This window comes from Sphingorhabdus sp. (assembly GCF_044354325.1).
GTDB lineage: Bacteria > Pseudomonadota > Alphaproteobacteria > Sphingomonadales > Sphingomonadaceae > Sphingorhabdus_B.
In genome coordinates, this window is record NZ_JBILAF010000035.1 from 1 (window position 1) to 17,167 (window position 17,167).

General features: G+C 56.3%; 25 protein-coding genes. 8 read left to right on the top strand and 17 right to left on the bottom strand.

Going from position 1 to position 17,167, the window contains the following annotated elements; translation table 11 throughout:
- Positions 1-210, top strand: a 210-nt coding sequence (locus tag ACIQ0G_RS04940) for a peptidylprolyl isomerase (RefSeq protein ID WP_397576946.1), incomplete at its 5' end; no start/stop codon positions are given.
- 56 nt (positions 211-266) lie between these two features.
- On the opposite strand, the gene ACIQ0G_RS04945 is transcribed toward ACIQ0G_RS04940, so the two are convergent.
- Genes ACIQ0G_RS04945 through pdxH form a run of 4 tightly spaced genes read right to left on the bottom strand, consistent with a single transcriptional unit; the run spans position 267 to position 2,949 of the window.
- On the bottom strand, positions 267-563 hold the full coding sequence (locus ACIQ0G_RS04945) for a hypothetical protein (protein ID WP_397576947.1): 297 nt from the start codon (positions 561-563) through the stop codon (positions 267-269).
- Positions 564-598: 35 nt separating this feature from the next.
- Positions 599-1,396 (bottom strand): PhzF family phenazine biosynthesis protein, encoded by a 798-nt coding sequence (locus ACIQ0G_RS04950; RefSeq protein ID WP_397576948.1) that lies wholly within the window; start codon positions 1,394-1,396, stop codon positions 599-601.
- Entirely contained in the window at positions 1,389-2,342 is a 954-nt protein-coding gene (locus ACIQ0G_RS04955) for a cation diffusion facilitator family transporter (RefSeq protein ID WP_397576949.1), read from the bottom strand. The genes ACIQ0G_RS04950 and ACIQ0G_RS04955 overlap by 8 nt, the downstream gene beginning before the upstream one ends.
- Positions 2,343-2,352: 10 nt before the next feature.
- On the bottom strand, positions 2,353-2,949 hold the full coding sequence (gene pdxH, locus ACIQ0G_RS04960; RefSeq protein WP_397576950.1) for a pyridoxamine 5'-phosphate oxidase: 597 nt from the start codon (positions 2,947-2,949) through the stop codon (positions 2,353-2,355).
- A gap of 51 nt (positions 2,950-3,000) precedes the next feature.
- Here pdxH and ACIQ0G_RS04965 point away from each other — a divergent pair, with 51 nt between their 5' ends.
- The 4 genes from ACIQ0G_RS04965 to fabI are packed head-to-tail and all read left to right on the top strand — an operon-like array spanning position 3,001 to position 6,235.
- On the top strand, positions 3,001-3,468 hold the full coding sequence (locus tag ACIQ0G_RS04965; RefSeq protein ID WP_397576951.1) for an ABA4-like family protein: 468 nt from the start codon (positions 3,001-3,003) through the stop codon (positions 3,466-3,468).
- Between the two features lie 56 nt (positions 3,469-3,524).
- Entirely contained in the window at positions 3,525-4,442 is a 918-nt protein-coding gene (locus tag ACIQ0G_RS04970) for a DnaJ C-terminal domain-containing protein (RefSeq protein ID WP_397576952.1), read from the top strand.
- A complete protein-coding gene (locus ACIQ0G_RS04975) occupies positions 4,435-5,397 on the top strand; it encodes a YihY/virulence factor BrkB family protein (protein WP_397576953.1) in 963 nt (320 codons plus the stop codon). The genes ACIQ0G_RS04970 and ACIQ0G_RS04975 overlap by 8 nt, the downstream gene beginning before the upstream one ends.
- Positions 5,398-5,404: 7 nt before the next feature.
- On the top strand, positions 5,405-6,235 hold the full coding sequence (gene fabI, locus ACIQ0G_RS04980) for an enoyl-ACP reductase FabI (RefSeq protein WP_397576954.1): 831 nt from the start codon (positions 5,405-5,407) through the stop codon (positions 6,233-6,235).
- 190 nt (positions 6,236-6,425) lie between these two features.
- Here the strand turns inward: fabI and ACIQ0G_RS04985 are convergent, their stop codons facing one another.
- Positions 6,426-6,629, bottom strand: a complete 204-nt coding sequence (locus ACIQ0G_RS04985) for a hypothetical protein (protein WP_397576955.1) — start codon at positions 6,627-6,629, stop codon at positions 6,426-6,428.
- A gap of 47 nt (positions 6,630-6,676) precedes the next feature.
- On the opposite strand from ACIQ0G_RS04985, the gene aroC reads away from it, so the two are divergent.
- Both aroC and ACIQ0G_RS04995 read left to right on the top strand, forming a co-directional pair.
- Positions 6,677-7,753 (top strand): chorismate synthase, encoded by a 1,077-nt coding sequence (gene aroC / locus ACIQ0G_RS04990; RefSeq protein ID WP_324479411.1) that lies wholly within the window; start codon positions 6,677-6,679, stop codon positions 7,751-7,753.
- Positions 7,754-7,762: 9 nt separating this feature from the next.
- The gene (locus ACIQ0G_RS04995) at positions 7,763-8,227 is read left to right on the top strand and encodes a cupin domain-containing protein (protein ID WP_397576956.1); all 465 of its coding nucleotides are present in this window, start codon (positions 7,763-7,765) and stop codon (positions 8,225-8,227) included.
- On the opposite strand, the gene ACIQ0G_RS05000 is transcribed toward ACIQ0G_RS04995, so the two are convergent.
- The 7 genes from ACIQ0G_RS05000 to ACIQ0G_RS05030 all read right to left on the bottom strand — a co-directional run bounded on the left by ACIQ0G_RS05000 (position 8,220) and on the right by ACIQ0G_RS05030 (position 12,502).
- Positions 8,220-8,882 (bottom strand): glutathione S-transferase family protein, encoded by a 663-nt coding sequence (locus ACIQ0G_RS05000; RefSeq protein ID WP_397576957.1) that lies wholly within the window; start codon positions 8,880-8,882, stop codon positions 8,220-8,222. The genes ACIQ0G_RS04995 and ACIQ0G_RS05000 overlap by 8 nt on opposite strands.
- An 11-nt stretch (positions 8,883-8,893) precedes the next feature.
- A complete protein-coding gene (yihA, locus tag ACIQ0G_RS05005; RefSeq protein ID WP_324479414.1) occupies positions 8,894-9,535 on the bottom strand; it encodes a ribosome biogenesis GTP-binding protein YihA/YsxC in 642 nt (213 codons plus the stop codon).
- Positions 9,532-11,301, bottom strand: coding sequence for a membrane protein insertase YidC (yidC, locus tag ACIQ0G_RS05010; protein ID WP_397576958.1), 1,770 nt, complete (start codon positions 11,299-11,301; stop codon positions 9,532-9,534). The genes yihA and yidC overlap by 4 nt, the downstream gene beginning before the upstream one ends.
- 32 nt (positions 11,302-11,333) lie before the next feature.
- A complete protein-coding gene (gene yidD, locus ACIQ0G_RS05015) occupies positions 11,334-11,546 on the bottom strand; it encodes a membrane protein insertion efficiency factor YidD (RefSeq protein WP_397576965.1) in 213 nt (70 codons plus the stop codon).
- On the bottom strand, positions 11,543-11,878 hold the full coding sequence (rnpA, locus tag ACIQ0G_RS05020) for a ribonuclease P protein component (RefSeq protein ID WP_397576959.1): 336 nt from the start codon (positions 11,876-11,878) through the stop codon (positions 11,543-11,545). Before rnpA ends, yidD begins: the two co-directional genes overlap by 4 nt.
- 23 nt (positions 11,879-11,901) lie before the next feature.
- Positions 11,902-12,036: a 50S ribosomal protein L34 gene (gene rpmH, locus ACIQ0G_RS05025; RefSeq protein WP_125230634.1), complete on the bottom strand. Its 135-nt coding sequence runs from the start codon at positions 12,034-12,036 to the stop codon at positions 11,902-11,904.
- Positions 12,037-12,151: 115 nt separating this feature from the next.
- Positions 12,152-12,502: a hypothetical protein gene (locus ACIQ0G_RS05030; protein WP_397576960.1), complete on the bottom strand. Its 351-nt coding sequence runs from the start codon at positions 12,500-12,502 to the stop codon at positions 12,152-12,154.
- Between the two features lie 159 nt (positions 12,503-12,661).
- On the opposite strand from ACIQ0G_RS05030, the gene ACIQ0G_RS05035 reads away from it, so the two are divergent.
- The gene (locus tag ACIQ0G_RS05035) at positions 12,662-13,063 is read left to right on the top strand and encodes an acyl-CoA thioesterase (RefSeq protein ID WP_397576961.1); all 402 of its coding nucleotides are present in this window, start codon (positions 12,662-12,664) and stop codon (positions 13,061-13,063) included.
- 13 nt (positions 13,064-13,076) lie between these two features.
- Here the strand turns inward: ACIQ0G_RS05035 and ACIQ0G_RS05040 are convergent, their stop codons facing one another.
- The 5 genes from ACIQ0G_RS05040 to cobA are packed head-to-tail and all read right to left on the bottom strand — an operon-like array spanning position 13,077 to position 16,945.
- Entirely contained in the window at positions 13,077-13,847 is a 771-nt protein-coding gene (locus tag ACIQ0G_RS05040; protein WP_397576962.1) for a phosphoadenylyl-sulfate reductase, read from the bottom strand.
- Entirely contained in the window at positions 13,840-14,262 is a 423-nt protein-coding gene (locus ACIQ0G_RS05045; RefSeq protein WP_324479421.1) for a DUF934 domain-containing protein, read from the bottom strand. The genes ACIQ0G_RS05040 and ACIQ0G_RS05045 overlap by 8 nt, the downstream gene beginning before the upstream one ends.
- Positions 14,255-15,883: a nitrite/sulfite reductase gene (locus ACIQ0G_RS05050; RefSeq protein WP_397576963.1), complete on the bottom strand. Its 1,629-nt coding sequence runs from the start codon at positions 15,881-15,883 to the stop codon at positions 14,255-14,257. The genes ACIQ0G_RS05045 and ACIQ0G_RS05050 overlap by 8 nt, the downstream gene beginning before the upstream one ends.
- 1 nt (position 15,884) lies before the next feature.
- Complete coding sequence (locus ACIQ0G_RS05055) at positions 15,885-16,181, bottom strand: DUF2849 domain-containing protein (protein ID WP_183941664.1); 297 nt, start codon at positions 16,179-16,181, stop codon at positions 15,885-15,887.
- The gene (cobA, locus tag ACIQ0G_RS05060; RefSeq protein WP_397576964.1) at positions 16,178-16,945 is read right to left on the bottom strand and encodes a uroporphyrinogen-III C-methyltransferase; all 768 of its coding nucleotides are present in this window, start codon (positions 16,943-16,945) and stop codon (positions 16,178-16,180) included. Before cobA ends, ACIQ0G_RS05055 begins: the two co-directional genes overlap by 4 nt.
- Positions 16,946-17,167: the final 222 nt, after the last annotated feature.

Consider the following 17,167-nt stretch of genomic DNA (forward strand, 5'->3'; position numbering starts at 1 on the left):
CATGTGCGCGGCGTATGCTCCATGGCGCGTACCAATGACCCGAACACGGCCAACAGCCAGTTCTTCATCTGCTTTGATGATGCGACCTTCCTTGACCGTCAATATACGGTCTGGGGCCAAGTCACCAGCGGCATGGAACATATCGATGCTTTGCCAAAGGGTGAACCGCCTGCGAATCCAGGCGTCATCCGCAAGGCGACTGTCGCCTGATATTAAAAACGCGCGGGAAGCCCGATGGCTGCCCGCGCGTTTTATCTTAGGATAAATTATTTGCCTTCGGTCTGACCTTGCGCAGGCTCGGGCGGACGCATTGCTTCCATGGCGGTCTTTAGCTCTGCCATCGAAATCTTGTCGTCCTTATCGGTATCGATCATCCCGAAATACTGGACCAATGGTCCCTGTGCTTCGTCCTTACCGATGAAGCCGTCTTTATTTGCATCGAGAAAAGCAAAGATTTGCTCGGGCTGCGGCACACCACCGGCGGGTGGCGGCGGAGGCGCGTCCTGAGCCATCGCAACAGGGGACAGGACGAGTGCAGCCAGTATGGCCAATGATGTACGCATGAATAATCCTTTGAACAATGGAATGACTGTGATGGTCAGCCCAAGCTGAACATACCCTTTACTACCGTAAAACAATGGCCTGACAACCACACACGTTCACCATCAAGACGACAGCCAAGATAACCGCCGCGCGCCGATGCTTGATAGGCCGTAAAATTGTCACGGCCCAGTTCGGCAGCCCAATAAGGCGTCAGTACCGCATGGGCGCTGCCGGTAACGCTGTCTTCGTCCACCCCTGCACCTGGAACAAAAGCGCGGCTGACAATGTCGGTGTCCTCCCCGCGCGCCGTGGCGGTGAAGCTGTCATCGCCAAGTGTCGCAAGCGCCTTCATATCGGGCTTCAATGCCAAAATTTCGGCCGCCGTTGCGTACACGAACATATTATAGCTGTCGGGGTTGCTGCGCATCGACAGGGGATTGCCGCCCATGGCCTGCATCATTTCGGGGTTATCTACCGGCTCTGTCGGGATTGCCGGCAAGGCAACGGCATAACCATCACCTTCGCGGCGTACTTCCAATATGCCCGCTTTGCGTGTCCGGAACGTCACGCGGTCAAGCGCAGGGTTTTGGCTCAGGACGATATGCCCGCTCGCAAGTGTCGCATGGCCGCAGAGGCGTATTTCAACCTCAGGCGTGAACCAGCGCAATTCATAATCGGCGGCACCGGTTTCGTCGGGCACGTAGAATGCCGTTTCGGCGAAATTGTTTTCCTCACCAATCGCCTGCAGCACGGCGTCATCCAACCAGTGCATGAGCGGCATGACCGCGGCCTGATTGCCGGTAAACGGCCGCTGCGCAAAGGCGTCTACGTGATAATAAGGCAAGTCAGTCATGTGAATGCTCGTGATGTTCGATGGTTTCGGACGGGATATAACCCATTTCGTCTTTATGACCTTCGGGGTCGGGGTGGATCAACACTTCGACGCCGGGAAATTCATCCATCAACGCTTGTTCGACTTCGTCCATGATATGGTGTGCGGCCGCAACGGTCATGTCGGGGTCGACCCATACGTGAAACTGGCAAAAGTCATGCGTACCGCTTGAACGGGTGCGCATATCGTGAATGCCGCGCAGTTCCGGGTGGCGCATGGCAACTTCGATAAAGCGCTGGCGCTTTTCCTGCGGCCATTCGCGATCCAGCAATTGGTCCAACGCCAGACGCGCCGCCTTATAAGCGCCCCACAACAGCCATGCGGCAATCGCGATGCCGAACAATGGGTCTGCTCCGCGCACACCCAGCATCGTATCAAGAACGATTGCGACAATAACCGCAACATTGAGCAACAGGTCGCTCTGATAATGCACATGGTCCGCTTGAATAGCGACTGAGCCGGTTTTGCGGACAACATAACGTTGATAGGCAAGCAGCCCGACCGTCGCCACAATCGCGATGAATGAGACCCCAATGCCATATTCCGGATGCGCCGTCGGTTCCTGCGAGCCGAGCCGCACAATCGCGCGCCATGAAATCAGAATGGCCGACAGTATGACGAGCACAACCTGCACCAAGGCGGACAATGCCTCCGCCTTGCCATGGCCGAAACGGTGGTCGTCATCGGCGGGCATCGCGGCGTAACGGACGCTGAAAAGCATGAGCAACGAGGCGAGAACATCAAATCCAGTGTCCGCTAATGACCCAAGCAGGGCAACTGATCCGGTTTCCGCCGCTGCAAATATTTTAAGTGCGAGCAGGAACAGCGCCATCGATACGCTGGCGATGGCCGCACGTTTGGTGAGTTCACCATGCGTATCGTGATGGTGGCTATGCCCAAGGCTCATGTGCGGCCCTTCATGGATACAACATACCCGTCGTCCAGCCGTCGCTGTCACGTTCATATAGCCAACGTTCGTGCAGGCGGAATTCGCGGTCTTGCCAGAATTCGATGCGGTGCGGACTGACCATCCAACCCGACCAATGCGGCGGGCGCGGAACATCTTGCCCTTCAAAGCGGGCTTCTACTTCGGCAAAACGCGCTTCGAATGTCGCGCGGTCGGCCAAGGGACGCGACTGGTCCGAAGCCCATGCCCCCAGCTGTGAATTGCGCGAGCGGGTGGCGAAATAGGCATCGGCGGTCGCGTCGTCGACGGGGTTCGCTGCACCCTCAATCCGGATTTGCCGCCGCAACGATTTCCAGTGAAACAGCAACGCGACCTGCGCATTGTCGGACAATTGCATCGCCTTGCGGCTTTCGAAATTCGTATAAAAAACAAATCCACCATGGTCGCCAAGGTCGGGGCCATGGCCTTTCAACAGCACCATGCGGACCGAAGGTTGCCCATCTGCGCCCGTGGTCGCCAATGCCATTGCGTTGGAGTCGTTGATTTCGGTGGTCCGCGCTTCGGCAAACCAATCGTCGAACAGGCTAAAAGGATCAGGTCTTTCCATAGCCCACCGATAGGCTAGACTGGTGCGGGTTAAAAGGGGCTAGAAAACAAAATGAACTGGGAAATGATATTCGGTGTCGCAAATGCCTGGGCGCTGCTCGCTTGGGTGGTTTTGGCGCTCAGTCCGAAGCGCGAACGGGTCGTGCCTTATATATTTTTCGCAGGAACGGTGTTGCTCGCCTGCCTATATGCCGGTCTTATCATCCCGTTGATGGCTGGACTTATCTCCGATGGCGGTCCCGTAGGCCGGCCGCCTGCCGACTTCACGACCTTAGCCGGGATTATGGCGTTGTTTGACTCGCCGGGCGGCGCGACAATCGGCTGGATCCATTATTTGGCGTTCGATTTGTTTGTCGGCATCTGGATTGCGCGAAATGCAGACCAGCACAAGATTGCACGCTGGCTTCAGGTGCCGATACTGTTCTTCACGCTGATGGCGGGGCCGATTGGCCTGCTGCTATATCTTCTGCTACGCCAAATTACCGGTAAAAAACACGCGAGCGCCCTGCTTCCGAGTTGACTTGGGGCACTGTAATACCAATGTAAGACGGATAAGCAGGGTAAACAGGGACAAGAATGGCCGATCCTTATTCGATATTAGGCGTTTCCAAAGGCGCGGACGAGAAAGCGATTAAATCCGCTTATCGTAAGCTTGCGAAGGAATTGCATCCCGACAAGAACAAGGACAATCCGAAAGCTTCGGAGCGCTTTAGCGAAATTACGCAGGCGTATGATTTGTTATCGGACCCCAAAAAGCGCGGGCAATTTGACCGCGGCGAAATAGATGAAAACGGCCAACCCCGCTTTGCCGGTGGCAACCCCTTTGGCGGCGGCGGATATAGCCAAGGCGGACCGGGCGGTGGCAATTTCGACTTTGGCAGCGGCGGCATTGACCTTGGCGACATTTTTGATGGCTTGTTTGGCGGCGGCGGAGGCCGTCCCGGTGCTGGCCCACGTCCGCAGCAAGCGCCGCCACCCAAGGGCGCGAATATTGCGTATGAACATTTGGTGTCCTTCACGGATGCTGCGACGCTCGCGCCGCAGCGCATTACGCTGGGCGATGGCAAGACCGTTGAGTTCAAACTGCCTGCAGGCCTTGTTGCCGGACAACAGATCCGCATTCCGGGGCGCGGTCAGCCGGGGCCGGGCGGCAATGGCGATGCCATGGTCACGCTGAAGCTTGGTAAGCACCCCGATCTGGCGCGTGATGGCGACCATATCCGGATTGACCTGCCGATCTCGATCAAAGAAGCGGTCGATGGCGGCAAGGTGAAGGTTCCGACCGTCGATGGCGCAGTCATGCTGACTGTTCCGCCGCGTACCAATTCCGGCGCCGTTCTGCGGATAAAGGGCAGGGGCTTCACAACAAAATCGGGTGGACGCGGTGACCAATTGGTCACGCTGATGATTCATTTGCCATCGGACCCTGTGGAACTGGCACGTCTGGCGGGTGTCCTGTCGGACAATAATGTCCGGGAAAATCTTGGTGTCTGAAATTTCGCCTCTGTCACCGGAGGCACGGGCACATCTTCCGGCGACGGCACATGCCGATGAAAGCGAAGCGACATGGTTTGCGCACCTTGGGCTGACGGGCCAGGTTGTCGAAGTGACCAAGCGTGTCGCCGTCGGTGTGTATAGCGACGGCTTCATTCACGCGGGCAATTTCGCATATCTGTCGTTGGTATCACTTTTCGCGTTCTGCATTGTGGCCGCTGCCATCGCTGGCGCAGTTGGACAAACCGAGTCCGGGCTGGCGCTGATTGAAGCGTTTTTCGTGACTGTCCCGCCCAGTGTCGGAGCCGCGCTGAAAGAACCCATTGAGTCCGCCATGACCGCACGTTCGGGGCCATTGCTATGGCTAAGCGCTGCGGTCAGTCTTTGGACCGCGGCCAGCCTGATCGAAACCTTTCGCGATGTGCTGTATCGGTCTTATGGTGCGGAACCCAGCCGTGCGTTCTGGCATTATCGATTGGGTTCGCTCGGCGCGATCATCGCGTCGGTTGTTCTGGCGATGGTGGCTTTTTCGGCGCAGGTTGTGGTGACCGCGGTTGAGGATCTGGTGTATCGCTACATTCCCACCGCGCAGATGGTTTCTGGCTATTTCGCGTGGGGCCGTATCATTCCATTCATTACATTGTTCGTCGCAATCTACGTCATCTTTGCAGGCCTAACCCCGTCCAAATATCGGTCATCCGCCTTTCCCAAATGGCCAGGGCCAGCATTGGTGAGCATGTGGTGGCTTGGCCTCACGGCGCTTTTGCCGGTTTTCCTGTCGCGCGTCAGCAATTATGACCTCACATATGGCAGCCTTGCCGGTGTTATGGTGGCGCTCATTTTCTTCTATCTTATTGGGCTGGGATTGGTGACAGGAGCGCAATTAAACGCAGCACTGGCCAACGCCCATGAAAATGGACTAAAGCATCGGCAACAAAATTCACCTGACGAATGAGGATTTTATGACTGGATTGATGGCGGGCAAACGCGGGCTGATTATGGGGCTCGCCAATGACAAGTCTCTGGCGTGGGGCATTGCGAAGCGTTTGCATGCCGAAGGCGCGGAATTGGCGTTCAGCTATCAGGGCGAAGTCATGGAAAAGCGCGTTCGGCCATTGGCGGAACAACTGGGTTGTGACTTTCTCATCGATTGCGACGTTGCCGACATGGACAATCTTGATCGCGCCTTTGACACGCTGGCGGCCAAATGGCCTACCATTGATTTTGTGGTGCACGCGATTGGCTTCACCAACAAGGAAGCACTGCGCGGCAAATATTTCGACGTAGGCTTGGATGACTTCCTGATGACGATGAACATCAGCGTCTACAGCTTTACCGCCGTCGCCAAGCGCGCTGCGGCGATGATGAAGCCGATTGATCCCGAAACCGGTGAAGGTGGCGGATCAATGCTGACGCTCAGTTATTATGGCGCAGAAAAGGTGATGCCGCATTACAACGTCATGGGCGTGGCCAAGGCAGCACTGGAAACGTCGGTAAAATATCTGGCGAATGATGTCGGGCCACAGGGCATTCGCGTGAACGCGATATCGGCTGGACCGATCAAGACGCTCGCTGCGTCGGGCATTGGTGATTTCCGCTATATCCTCAAATGGAATGAACTAAACACGCCGCTGCGCCGCAATGTGACCATTGATGACGTTGGTGCGTCTTCATTATATTTCCTGTCCGATCTGGGCGCAGGTGTTACCGGCGAAATTCACCATGTGGATGCGGGTTACCACACCGTCGGCATGAAGCAGGAGGATGCTCCTGATATCGACACTGCAAAATGATCGCGGGGCATCGCAACGGGTTGGTGCACTATCGCAAAATCGTAGCGCGCTCTTCGGTCGATGAAATCGAATGACGTTTGGTTTCGACATCGACCATGTGCAACTTGCTATTCCGGAGGGCGGTGAAGATCGCGCGCGGGCGTTTTTCGGGAATCTATTGAAGCTTGATGAACTCCCGAAACCGGCTGACCTAGAGGCCCGAGGGGGCTGCTGGTTTGCCGTCGCCGACCGACAGATTCATCTCGGTGTCGATCAAAATTTTCGCGCCGCGCAAAAAGCGCATGTCGCGCTTAGCACCATCGGCCTTGACGAACTGCGTGCGCGTCTGGAAAGGGCTGGATATCATACGCAAAATGACAGTGATGTGGACGGACGAAAGCGGTTTTTTACGCATGACCCTTTTGGAAATCGCATAGAATTTATGGACAGGAGCGCGCGCACATGAGTTTTAATACTTTCGGACGCGTTTTTCGGTTCACGACTTGGGGAGAGTCCCACGGTCCTGCGCTTGGCGCAGTGGTTGATGGTTGCCCTCCCGGACTTGCCTTGTCCGAAGCGGACATTCAGCCATTTTTGGACAAGCGCCGTCCCGGAACATCGCGCTTCACTACGCAGCGGCAGGAGCCGGATGCGGTGCGGATTTTGTCGGGTGTTTTTGAAGGCCGGACCACGGGAACACCCATTTCGCTGATGATCGAAAATGTTGATCAGCGGTCCAAAGATTATTCTGACGTGGCCAAGGCCTATCGCCCGGGCCATGCCGATTACAGCTATGACGCAAAATATGGCTTTCGCGATTATCGCGGTGGCGGACGTTCAAGTGCGCGTGAAACCGCTGCACGTGTGGCCGCTGGCGCAGTGGCAAGGGCGGTCATGCCTGACGTACACATCATCGCTTATGTTGCGGAAATTGGCGGCGATGCGATCGACCGTAATAATTTTGAAGCCGCACAAATCGACAAAAACCCGTTTTTCTGCCCGGACGAAGCCGCTGCCGGTCGGTGGGAAAAATTGGTGGATGAGGCGCGCAAGGCGGGATCATCGCTGGGCGCCGTCATCGAATGTGTCGCCACCGGCGTACCACCCGGTTGGGGCGCACCTTTATATGCGAAACTCGACAGCGAATTGGCGTCGGCGATGATGAGCATCAACGCGGTTAAAGGCGTCGAAATTGGCGCAGGCTTTGGCGCAGCGCGTTTGCGTGGCGAAGAAAATGCCGACCGCATGCGGCCTTCATCGGAAGGATCGAACCACCCTGAATTCCTAGCCAATAATGCAGGGGGAATTGCGGGCGGTATCTCCACAGGGCAACCCGTGTTGGTGCGGGTCGCGTTCAAGCCGACGTCATCAATCCTCACGCCCGTGGAAACTGTCACCCGCGACGGCGATGCGACCGACATCATTACAAAGGGCCGCCACGACCCCTGCGTGGGCATCCGCGGCACCCCAGTGGTCGAGGCTATGATGGCGCTTGTGCTGGCCGACCAGAAGCTGCTGCACCGCGCACAATGCGGCTAGAGCCCTCCAGTGCCTAAACTCAACCTCGATGCAATCGCCCAAAGCAATGCAACGGGGTATCCCGCTCCATATGACCGCGAAGTTGAGGGCAGGTGGTGGCGAAGGTTGGCACCGGAAGCGGGTCTTACACAACTGGGTGCAAGTCATGTCGTACTTAAGCCAGGCGGATGGTCATCGCACCGGCACTGGCACCATAAGGAAGACGAAATCGTCATCATCCTTTCGGGCGAAGCCGTATTGATTGAGGATGATGCCGAAACGGTTTTGCGGGCAGGCGACATTGCGGCTTGGGCGGCGGGCGAACCAAACGGCCATCATCTGATTAACCGCAGCGATTGCGATTGTGTCTTCATTGCTATCGGTGCTGGCGATCGCGGTGCAGGCGGTGTCTACGCTGATATCGACATGACATTCGGCGATGCGGGTTATTTCCGCAAAGACGGGACGCCTTATCCCACGGAGCGGATTAAGTAACCGCGTCCTCAATCCGCTGAATCGTCCATGGTTCTTCTGCGGCGGCAGCGTACCATTCTTCCATCCATGGATGCGCCATAATCGTTTCTGCATAGCTTTCGGCGAAACCGGGCAGGGTGAAGCCATAGGTCACAAAACGCGTCACCACAGGTGCGAACATGATGTCCGCCGCACTGAATGTGCCAAACAAATATGGCCCGTCTTTGCCAAAGCGCGAGCGGGCTTCGGCCCATGTTTGTAATATGCGGACCGCGTCTTTCCTTGTCTCTTCGGATATCGTGACGTCGCGAAAGGTCTTGCGCGTATTCATCGGGAATTCGCGGCGCAGGGCGGTATAGCCCGCATGCATCTCCGCCGCCATGGACCGCGCCATGCCGCGCGCGACTTCGTCCTTGGGCCAAAAGCGATCCCGCCCCACCTTGTCCGCGAGATAATCGATGATCGCAAGGCTGTCCCAGACTACGGCCTCTCCATCCCACAAGGTCGGCACCTTGCCCGATGATGGCGCAAGGTCGTCTTCGCGTTTGCGCTCTTCCCAGCCGTCGGCGAACAACGGAACAATGATTTCATCAAAATGCAGGCCGGATTGCTTGGCCGCAAGCCAGCCGCGCAGCGACCAGCTTGAATAGGCTTTGTTTCCGATAATCAGTTTCATAGGTCCTGACCCTAAGAAGCGACGGCTTCCAACACAGCCGCGCGCAATTCATCAATGCCCCCGCGCTTCTCCGCCGATGTCACCGAAAGCTCTGGATAGGCAGCAACATGTTTGCGCAGTTTTGCCATGGTGTCGACCTCAACCGCTTCGCGTTCGGACGCTTTGATCTTGTCGGTCTTGGTCAGCACAATCCGGTAGCTGATGGCGGCTGCGTCGAGCATTTTCATGATTTCATGGTCGACTTCTTTAATGCCATGGCGGCTGTCGATCAGCACAAACACGCGCTTTAACACCGCGCGACCACGCAGATAATCGTTAATCAGATAACGCCATTGCTGCACCGTCTTGATGGGGGCTTTGGCATAGCCATAGCCCGGCATGTCGACGATGCGAAACAACGCCGGTTCACCAACATCGAAAAAGTTCAGCTCTTGCGTACGGCCCGGTGTGTTGGACGCGCGCGCAAGGTTGTTGCGGTTCACCAACGCATTAATCAGGCTGGACTTGCCGACGTTGGACCGACCGGCAAAGGCGATTTCCGGGACCGTTGGATCCGGCAGAAATTCCAGCTTGGGCGCTGATTTCAGGAACGTAACCGGACCGGAGAATATCCGGTTCGGTTCGGCTATTCCCGCAATGACATCCGCGCTCACGACCCCGCCTTGGCTTTCGCTGCCGCTTTCTCTTGCGCATCACGCGCCATCTGCTCCCGCAACGCCGGGTGACGTGAATAGAGCCACTTTTGCTGCGCAATCGACACCAGGTTCGACATGACCCAATAGAGCTGAAGTCCAGCGGCAAATGGCGCCATGATGAACATCAGGAACCATGGCATGACGGCAAATACCTGCTTTTGCACGTCATCCATAGGCTGCGGGTTCAGGCGCTGCATCAGCCACATCGTCACGCCAAGCAATATTGGCAAAATGCCAATGGCAATGAACGATGGCGGGTCAAAAGGCAGCAGTCCAAACAGGTTGATCGGTGTCAACGGGTCGGGTGCCGACAAATCCTTCAGCCACAGCACGAACGGCTGGTGACGCATTTCGATCGACAGCAGCAGAATCTTGTACAGCGCGAAGAAGATAGGAATCTGCAGCAAGATGGGCAGGCAGCCGGCAAGCGGGTTTACCTTTTCATCCTTGTAAAGCTTCATCATTTCCTGCTGCAGGCGTGGCTTGTCATCCTTCCAACGCTCTTGCAGCGCCTTCAGCTTAGGCTGAACAGCGCGCATCTGCGCCATCGACGCAAATTGCTTTTGCGCCACGGGGTACATGAAACCGCGCACAACAATGGTGAGACCAATAATGGCTAAACCAAAGTTTCCGAAAAGGCCGAACAGCCAATGCAGGATCCAGAAGAACGGAATGGCGATGAACCAGAACCAGCCCCAATCAATGGCATAATCGAGATAGGGAATGCCCAGATTCTTTGAATAGGCGTCAAGAACGGCCATTTCTTTAGCGCCAGCGAACAGACGCGAGCCGCTGTTAAGGGCCGCACCTGGCGCAACGCTGGTATAGCGTGTTGGAATAACCTGCGCCTGATAGACATCGCCGCTGGCACGGAACTTGGCCGATACGGGCGTTTTTTGGTCCGGAATAAGTGCGCCGAGCCAATATTTGTCGGTGAAGCCCAGCCATCCACCCGTGCTGGTGAATGATGCCTCGCCTTTGTTTTCCTCGACGTCGACATAGCCCCAATCATAATTGGGTTTTTCGTCAAAAACGCCCATTGGGCCGATGTGGATATGCGTAAATATCGAACCACCAGATGTCGCGTCGGCAGGTTTTCCGGTGCGGCTCAGCAACGCAAAATTTGCGATCTCAACTGGGGTAGCGCCGCCATTGGTGAAGGTCTGCTTCGCGGTAATCATGTAGTTTTCGTCAATCGACAGCGCGATATCAAACTTCTGATTAAGGCTGTTGGTCCAGCTTAATGTGACGGGCGTTGTTGGCGTCAGCTTATTGCCGCTTGGCGTCCAGACGGTTTTATCATCAGGAACCGTTACGCCAGTGCCAGCCCAACCAAAGCGCGCAAAATAGGCATCTTTTGTGCCCGATGGTGCGAACAGGCGCACTGGGGCCGAATCCTTGGCGAGTGCGGTGCGGTGGGTGAGCAACAAAAGGTCGTCAATTTTTGCGCCTTCAAGATTGATCGAGCCCTTCAACTTTGGCGTTTCCACCACGATGCGGGCTGTCGACTGAAGCGCGCTGCTGAGCGGAATGGCCTGTGCTTTTGCAGGGGCCGCCTCAACCTGCACATCCGACGTTGCCGCGCCAGCTGGGCTGGCTGCGGTCGTGGCGCTGCTGGTCACAGGGGCGGGGGTTGGAAAGAAATAGCTGGCGACATAAGGCCATCCGAACAGGATAAGGCCTGTCAGCAAGACTGCAAAAATCAGGTTGCGTTTATCGTCCACGTGTAAATCCCCGTTAATCAATCAATTGGGCGTCATGGCACTGGATCATATCCATGCCCACCCCAAGGTTGGCAGCGCAATAGCCGTTTGATGGCCAGCCAGCCACCCTTAATTGCGCCATGCTTTTGAAGTGCCGTTATTGCATAGGCCGAGCAGCTGGGGCTGTACCGGCAGGTTGGCGGTAAAATGCGGGAAGGCCCAATTTGCCAAGCGCGTGCGCATAAGATGAGCAGCCTTGCGATCACGCGCACAGCTTCCCCAACGCCTTGACCATATCCGCGCGCAAGGCGTCGAAATCGCGTTCGATACCGCTGTCGCGACCGATTAGAATATGATCCGCGCCTGCCTTGCCCTTATCGGCGAGCATTTCCAGCGCAAGCGCGCGAAAGCGGCGGCGCATGCGGTTGCGGATGACGGCGTTACCGACTTTTTTGGTGATGGTGATGCCCAGCCGGATTGCAGGGCTGTCGTCCTGTCTGTCGCGAACCAGCAAAACAAAACCGGGAGTTGCATATCGCTTCCCCCGGTTGGCGGCCAGAAAGTCTGACCTTTTTTTGATAACGCTGTAACCGCGCATGTCGCGGTCCGCCTGCTCGGGGATTAAGCCGACAGTTTCTTGCGGCCGCGTGCGCGACGTGCGTTCAGGATGTTGCGGCCAGCGGCGGTTGACATACGGAGACGAAAACCGTGGCGACGGGCACGCACGAGATTGCTCGGCTGAAAAGTGCGCTTCATGACTGTAATCCTTAAATTTTTTGCGTCTTGAAATGAAAAGGGCCGCCGAATCTGCGCAGCGACCGCTTCTGTTGCAGTGGCCAATACGGTCCGAAAGGCTAAAAGTCAACACAGGTCAGGGCATTTTCATGTCGACGTCGTCGCGGCGGAACAGGTACAGGATATCGCGTTTGACATCGGGAAAGGGCGGGCGGCCTTTGACCTTGTTGCGCCGCAGTGCCCAATTGGCCCAGCGCGCATATTCCGGATGGATCTTTGAAAGCCGCGAATATCGCTTCTTGGCCCAAAGCGAATGTTTGAGGACCACGCCGAGCCCGATGATAAACTGCGCTAGTCCGCCTGGACCTGGAAGCCAGCTGATAACTGGCGCCGTAATGATCAGCGCCCAACCCAAAATGACCATCGACCAGCGATAGGCAGGCAAATCGCTCCAGCTATTTCGTTTCGAGCGGTCCATATGCGTCATGTGGGATCGCGGAACGGGTGTTGCAAGTTCATGTCAGAACCAAGCCGTTTTCGCAGAAATTTAAAATCTTTCGCATTGTCCGTAATAGCCAGCATATATTCATGTTTTTGCAGCAATAGGGCTGTAGCACCCTCTCTTAACGTTTATCATGAAAGCCTTATGACAACCGCTCACCTGCATCTTCACCGTATAGGCGTACTGCCTTCAGACATCGACTTCATGGGGCACGTGAATAACGCGCGTTATTTGAATTGGGTGCAGGATGCAGTGCTCGCGCATTGGAACAAGCTTGCCCCGCCTGAGGCTGCTGCCAAATATCTGTGGGTCGCGTTGAAGCACGAGATCACCTACCGGAAGCCGGCATTTCTTGATGATGTCGTTATCGCGTCCGTGGTTCTTGAAAAAGTGCAGGGTGCCCGGTCGTTTTACGAAACGGTCATCAAGCGCGGTGAAGACGTGTTGGCTGAGGTCAAATCAAGCTGGTGTTGCATCGACGCCGAAACACTTCGTCCCGCGCGTATTGCAGCGGACATTCAGGCCTATTTTTTCCAGAAGGATTAAATGCGCGCGCCGGTTAAAAGATCGGGTCGTTTGCGCTGTCATCCAGCGGCGTAACGGCCGTATGAATGCCGCACTCAACCTTGTCCCAGCCCTTCCAGCGACCCGAGCGCGGGTCTTCGCCGGCCGCAACCTTGGTAGTGCAGGGTGAGCAGCCAATCGATGGATAGCCCTGTTCCACCAGTGGATGCACAGGCAGTGCGTGCTCCGCCATATAGGCTTCGATTCTGGCCTTGTCCCAATCGGCAAGCGGGTTGACCTTCAAGCGGCCTTCCTCGATCTCGAAACGTGGCAGCGCCTTGCGGGTTGCCGACTGAAAGGCTTTTCGGCCCGTAAATTGGGCATCAAAACCCGCAAGCGCAGACTTTAGCGGAAGGACTTTGCGAATTTCGCAGCAGCCATCGGGATCATAAGACCAGCGCAGGCCAGTTCCGTCCTTTTTCGCCAGATGCGCAGGGTCGGGTGCGATGATGCGCAGGTCCAATAGGCCAAGGATATCGCGCAATTCCTCGCGATAAGTAATCGTCTCGGGAAAATGCTTCCCGGTGTCGAGGAATAGGACAGGCGTGGCGGGGTCAATGCTGGCAATCAGATGCAGCAAAACGGCGCTCTCTGCGCCGAAGCTGGAGACTATCGCCGCATCACCCAACATATTTTCACGCAGTAAGACGGTCAGCATCTCGACAGTATCGCGCCCACGGAACATGTTGTTGAGACGAACGGCGTCCGCCTCAGTATAACGTGGTGCGGTGTTGATACGGTCGGCGATGCGAACCTGTTCACCCATGCCGTAGCTTCCAAACGGGAACCGCGGCGTCCGCGGCCTTTTGGTAAAACTGGTCATAGGTTGAAAGCGCGCGCGCGACGGCTTCGGGATTTAACGACGCTTCGGGTGCAAAGCTGTCAAAGCCACAGCGCCGCATGAACGCAATTTGGTCGACCAGAACATCGCCTTGTGCGCGCAGTTCGCCGGTGTAACCAGCTTCACGCAAGATGCGTGCTGAACTGTAGCCACGCCCGTCGCGATATTTGGGGAAGGCAACTTCGATAAGCGTCAGCCGATCCAAAAACGGGATCAGTGCGCGTGCATCATCATCGGGTTCCAGCCGGACGGCGGTTGCATTTGACTGATCCAAAAAGGCATCTAGCGTAACCGATGGCTGTTCAGTGACTTCATCCGTGCGATAGCGAAACTCAACCATAGATCGCCTCCTTAAATGGTTCGAGGCCGACACGGCGATATGTGTCGATGAAACGCTCATCGCCTTCACGCAGCGTCTTGTAGACTTCGGTGGCTTTCTCGACCGCGTCGACAACGCCGTCTTCATCAAAGCCGGGGCCAATGATTTTCCCGATGCTGACGTCTTCCGCGCCAGAGCCGCCGAAGGTCAGCTGATAATTTTCAACACCCTTTCGGTCGACACCCAATATGCCGATATGACCCGCATGGTGATGCCCGCAGGCATTGATGCAGCCGGAGATTTTAAGCTTCAGCTCGCCCAAATCGCGTTGCCGGTCCATGTCGGCAAAGCGCGTCGCAATTTTCTGCGCGACGGGGATCGAACGGGCGTTGGCAAGGCTGCAATAATCGAGACCGGGGCAGGCGATGATATCGCTGATCAGGTCAAGATTGGCATCTGCCAACTCCGCTTCGCGCAATGCTTGCCACACTGCGTGCAGATCACGTTTGGCCACATGTGGCAGGACGATGTTCTGCGCATGGGTGACGCGCAACTCGTCGAAGCCATATTGCTCGGCAAGATCAGCCATCACATCGATTTGCGCCGATGTGGCATCGCCCGGAATGCCGCCAATGGGCTTCAGGCTGATGTTGACGATTGCGTAACCGGCTTGCTTGTGTGGCTTCACGTTCTGATCAAGCCAAACCGCAAAGTCGGGATCGCTGCGATCGGGCTCCACGTCTGCTGCATCAAATGCAGGCGGTGCAAAGAAGGCGCTGATGCGCTCCAGCTCTGCCAATGGCGGATCGATGCCCAGCGTTTTGACATGCGCAAATTCTTCCGTAACCTGACGGCGATATTCGTCTGCACCAATTTCGTGGACGAGTATCTTGATACGCGCCTTGTAAATATTGTCGCGGCGGCCGTAGCGATTGTACACGCGCAAGCAGGCTTCGATGTAGCTCAGCAGATCGTCGGCTTTGACGAACGGATTGATCTCTGGCGCAATCATTGGCGTACGGCCCATGCCGCCACCGACGAATACGCGCGCGCCCAATTCGCCATTTTGACGGACAAGCTCTAGCCCGATGTCATGCAAGCGCATGGCGGCACGATCTTCGGGGGATGCGATGACCGCAATCTTGAACTTGCGCGGCAGATAGCTGAACTCTGGGTGGAATGTGGACCATTGGCGCAGCAATTCTGCCCAAGGACGCGGATCAGCAACTTCATCCGCCGCCGCACCTGCATATTGGTCCGACGAAATGTTACGAATACAATTGCCGCTGGTTTGAATGGCATGCATTTCAACCGTTGCCAGTTCTTCCAACAGATCCGCGCATTCCTCAAGCTTGATCCAGTTATATTGGATATTCTGGCGCGTGGTGAAATGGCCGTAATCGCGGTCATATTTGCGGGCGATATGCGCGAGCATCCGCATCTGGCGGCTGTCGAGCGTGCCGTAAGGAATGGCGACGCGCAGCATATAGGCATGCAGTTGCAGATACAGACCGTTCATCAGCCGCAATGGCTTGAACTGGTCTTCCGTAATCTCACCCGCGATACGCCGGTTTACCTGATCGCGAAATTCGGCAACGCGGGCATCGACGATCGATTGGTCGAAATGGTCATATTTATACATATCAGATTATCCAGTCGCCTGCCGCTGGGTCAGCGGGTTTTAGTGTAAGGTCTGGCCGCACCGTTGGCCCAAGCGCACGGACCCTGTCCTTGATATGCGCGGGGCGTGGCCCTTGGGGTGTTGCAACCGCGTCGATGATGTACGGCGCGTTCACACGGCGTGCACCTTCCTCGGCATGCAGCACGGCTTCGCCATGTTCACCGACATCAACCGCATCTTCAACATGGAGCGACCAGCCGCTGCCCGTCCACCAGGTCACAGCGCCAGAGCGCAATTCATTTCCAGTCAGTAACTTCACGCAATTTTCTCCGCCTGTTTGGCAAAATGTTTGAGCCGGTTTTCGGCATCTGATTTGAGGACAACGTCGCCGACAACGATGATTGCGGGCGATTGGACGCCCTCACGCTTAATCATGTCGCCCAAATCGGTGAGGATCGTTTGCATCGCGCGCGCATCGGGCCGCGTCGCGCGTTCGAGCACGGCAACGGGCGTATCCGGTGACAAGCCGTCGGAAATCAGCTTTTCTGTAATATCCGCAGCAGTCGCAACGCCCATGTAAATGACGAGCGTGCGACCTTTACCGGCAAGGCCAGCCCAATTCTGGTCGGTCAGGCCCTTGCACTGGCCAGCCACGAAGGTGACGGCGCTGGAGGCATCGCGGTGGGTGAGTGGCAGCATAGTCGCCGCAGCGCCGCCCATGGCCGCAGAGATGCCGGGCACAACCTCGACATCTATTCCGGCATCACGGCAGGCTTCGGCTTCTTCGCCACCGCGTCCAAAAATGAACGGATCGCCACCCTTTAGCCGAACAACGACCCGGCCAACCTGCGCCTCACGCACCAGAATGTCATTAATGCCGTCCTGCGGCACAGAATGGCGCGACCGGCTTTTCGCTACTGAAATCAGGCGTGCGGACGGGCTAATCAGCGCCATAATCGCGGCGTCGACAAGGCCATCATGCACAACGACATCGGCCGAAGAGATCAGCCGTGCAGCCTTCACCGTCAGCAGGTCGGGGTCACCGGGGCCAGCGCCCACCAAATAGACTCGTGCTTTTTCCATGACACCAAAATGGACGGCAGTCGTCCAAGCTTCAAAACAGGATTAGTTGGCCATGGGTTAGAAGAACTTTATCGGTGCCGCTGTTACAGCGACAAGTTCACGTTCGGCAGACTTTTCCAACCGACCATGTTTGTCACGATCAATGCGGTTACCATCGGCTATCAGCCTTCATGTTTTAAGGCTTGCCCCAAGTCCTGAATTTGCGCCAGTTTTTGATATAAA

Bases quoted from the DNA above. Each gene is read 5' to 3' on its own strand.
- ACIQ0G_RS04945 (WP_397576947.1), bottom strand. From the start codon at position 563: ATGCGTACATCATTGGCCATACTGGCTGCACTCGTCCTGTCCCCTGTT.
- ACIQ0G_RS04950 (WP_397576948.1), bottom strand. From the start codon at position 1,396: ATGACTGACTTGCCTTATTATCACGTAGACGCCTTTGCGCAGCGGCCG.
- ACIQ0G_RS04955 (WP_397576949.1), bottom strand. From the start codon at position 2,342: ATGAGCCTTGGGCATAGCCACCATCACGATACGCATGGTGAACTCACC.
- pdxH (WP_397576950.1), bottom strand. From the start codon at position 2,949: ATGGAAAGACCTGATCCTTTTAGCCTGTTCGACGATTGGTTTGCCGAA.
- ACIQ0G_RS04965 (WP_397576951.1), top strand. From the start codon at position 3,001: ATGAACTGGGAAATGATATTCGGTGTCGCAAATGCCTGGGCGCTGCTC.
- ACIQ0G_RS04970 (WP_397576952.1), top strand. From the start codon at position 3,525: ATGGCCGATCCTTATTCGATATTAGGCGTTTCCAAAGGCGCGGACGAG.
- fabI (WP_397576954.1), top strand. From the start codon at position 5,405: ATGACTGGATTGATGGCGGGCAAACGCGGGCTGATTATGGGGCTCGCC.
- ACIQ0G_RS04985 (WP_397576955.1), bottom strand. From the start codon at position 6,629: ATGCGTAAAAAACCGCTTTCGTCCGTCCACATCACTGTCATTTTGCGT.
- aroC (WP_324479411.1), top strand. From the start codon at position 6,677: ATGAGTTTTAATACTTTCGGACGCGTTTTTCGGTTCACGACTTGGGGA.
- ACIQ0G_RS05000 (WP_397576957.1), bottom strand. From the start codon at position 8,882: ATGAAACTGATTATCGGAAACAAAGCCTATTCAAGCTGGTCGCTGCGC.
- rnpA (WP_397576959.1), bottom strand. From the start codon at position 11,878: ATGCGCGGTTACAGCGTTATCAAAAAAAGGTCAGACTTTCTGGCCGCC.
- rpmH (WP_125230634.1), bottom strand. From the start codon at position 12,036: ATGAAGCGCACTTTTCAGCCGAGCAATCTCGTGCGTGCCCGTCGCCAC.
- ACIQ0G_RS05030 (WP_397576960.1), bottom strand. From the start codon at position 12,502: ATGACGCATATGGACCGCTCGAAACGAAATAGCTGGAGCGATTTGCCT.
- ACIQ0G_RS05035 (WP_397576961.1), top strand. From the start codon at position 12,662: ATGACAACCGCTCACCTGCATCTTCACCGTATAGGCGTACTGCCTTCA.
- ACIQ0G_RS05040 (WP_397576962.1), bottom strand. From the start codon at position 13,847: ATGGGTGAACAGGTTCGCATCGCCGACCGTATCAACACCGCACCACGT.
- ACIQ0G_RS05045 (WP_324479421.1), bottom strand. From the start codon at position 14,262: ATGGTTGAGTTTCGCTATCGCACGGATGAAGTCACTGAACAGCCATCG.
- ACIQ0G_RS05050 (WP_397576963.1), bottom strand. From the start codon at position 15,883: ATGTATAAATATGACCATTTCGACCAATCGATCGTCGATGCCCGCGTT.
- cobA (WP_397576964.1), bottom strand. From the start codon at position 16,945: ATGGAAAAAGCACGAGTCTATTTGGTGGGCGCTGGCCCCGGTGACCCC.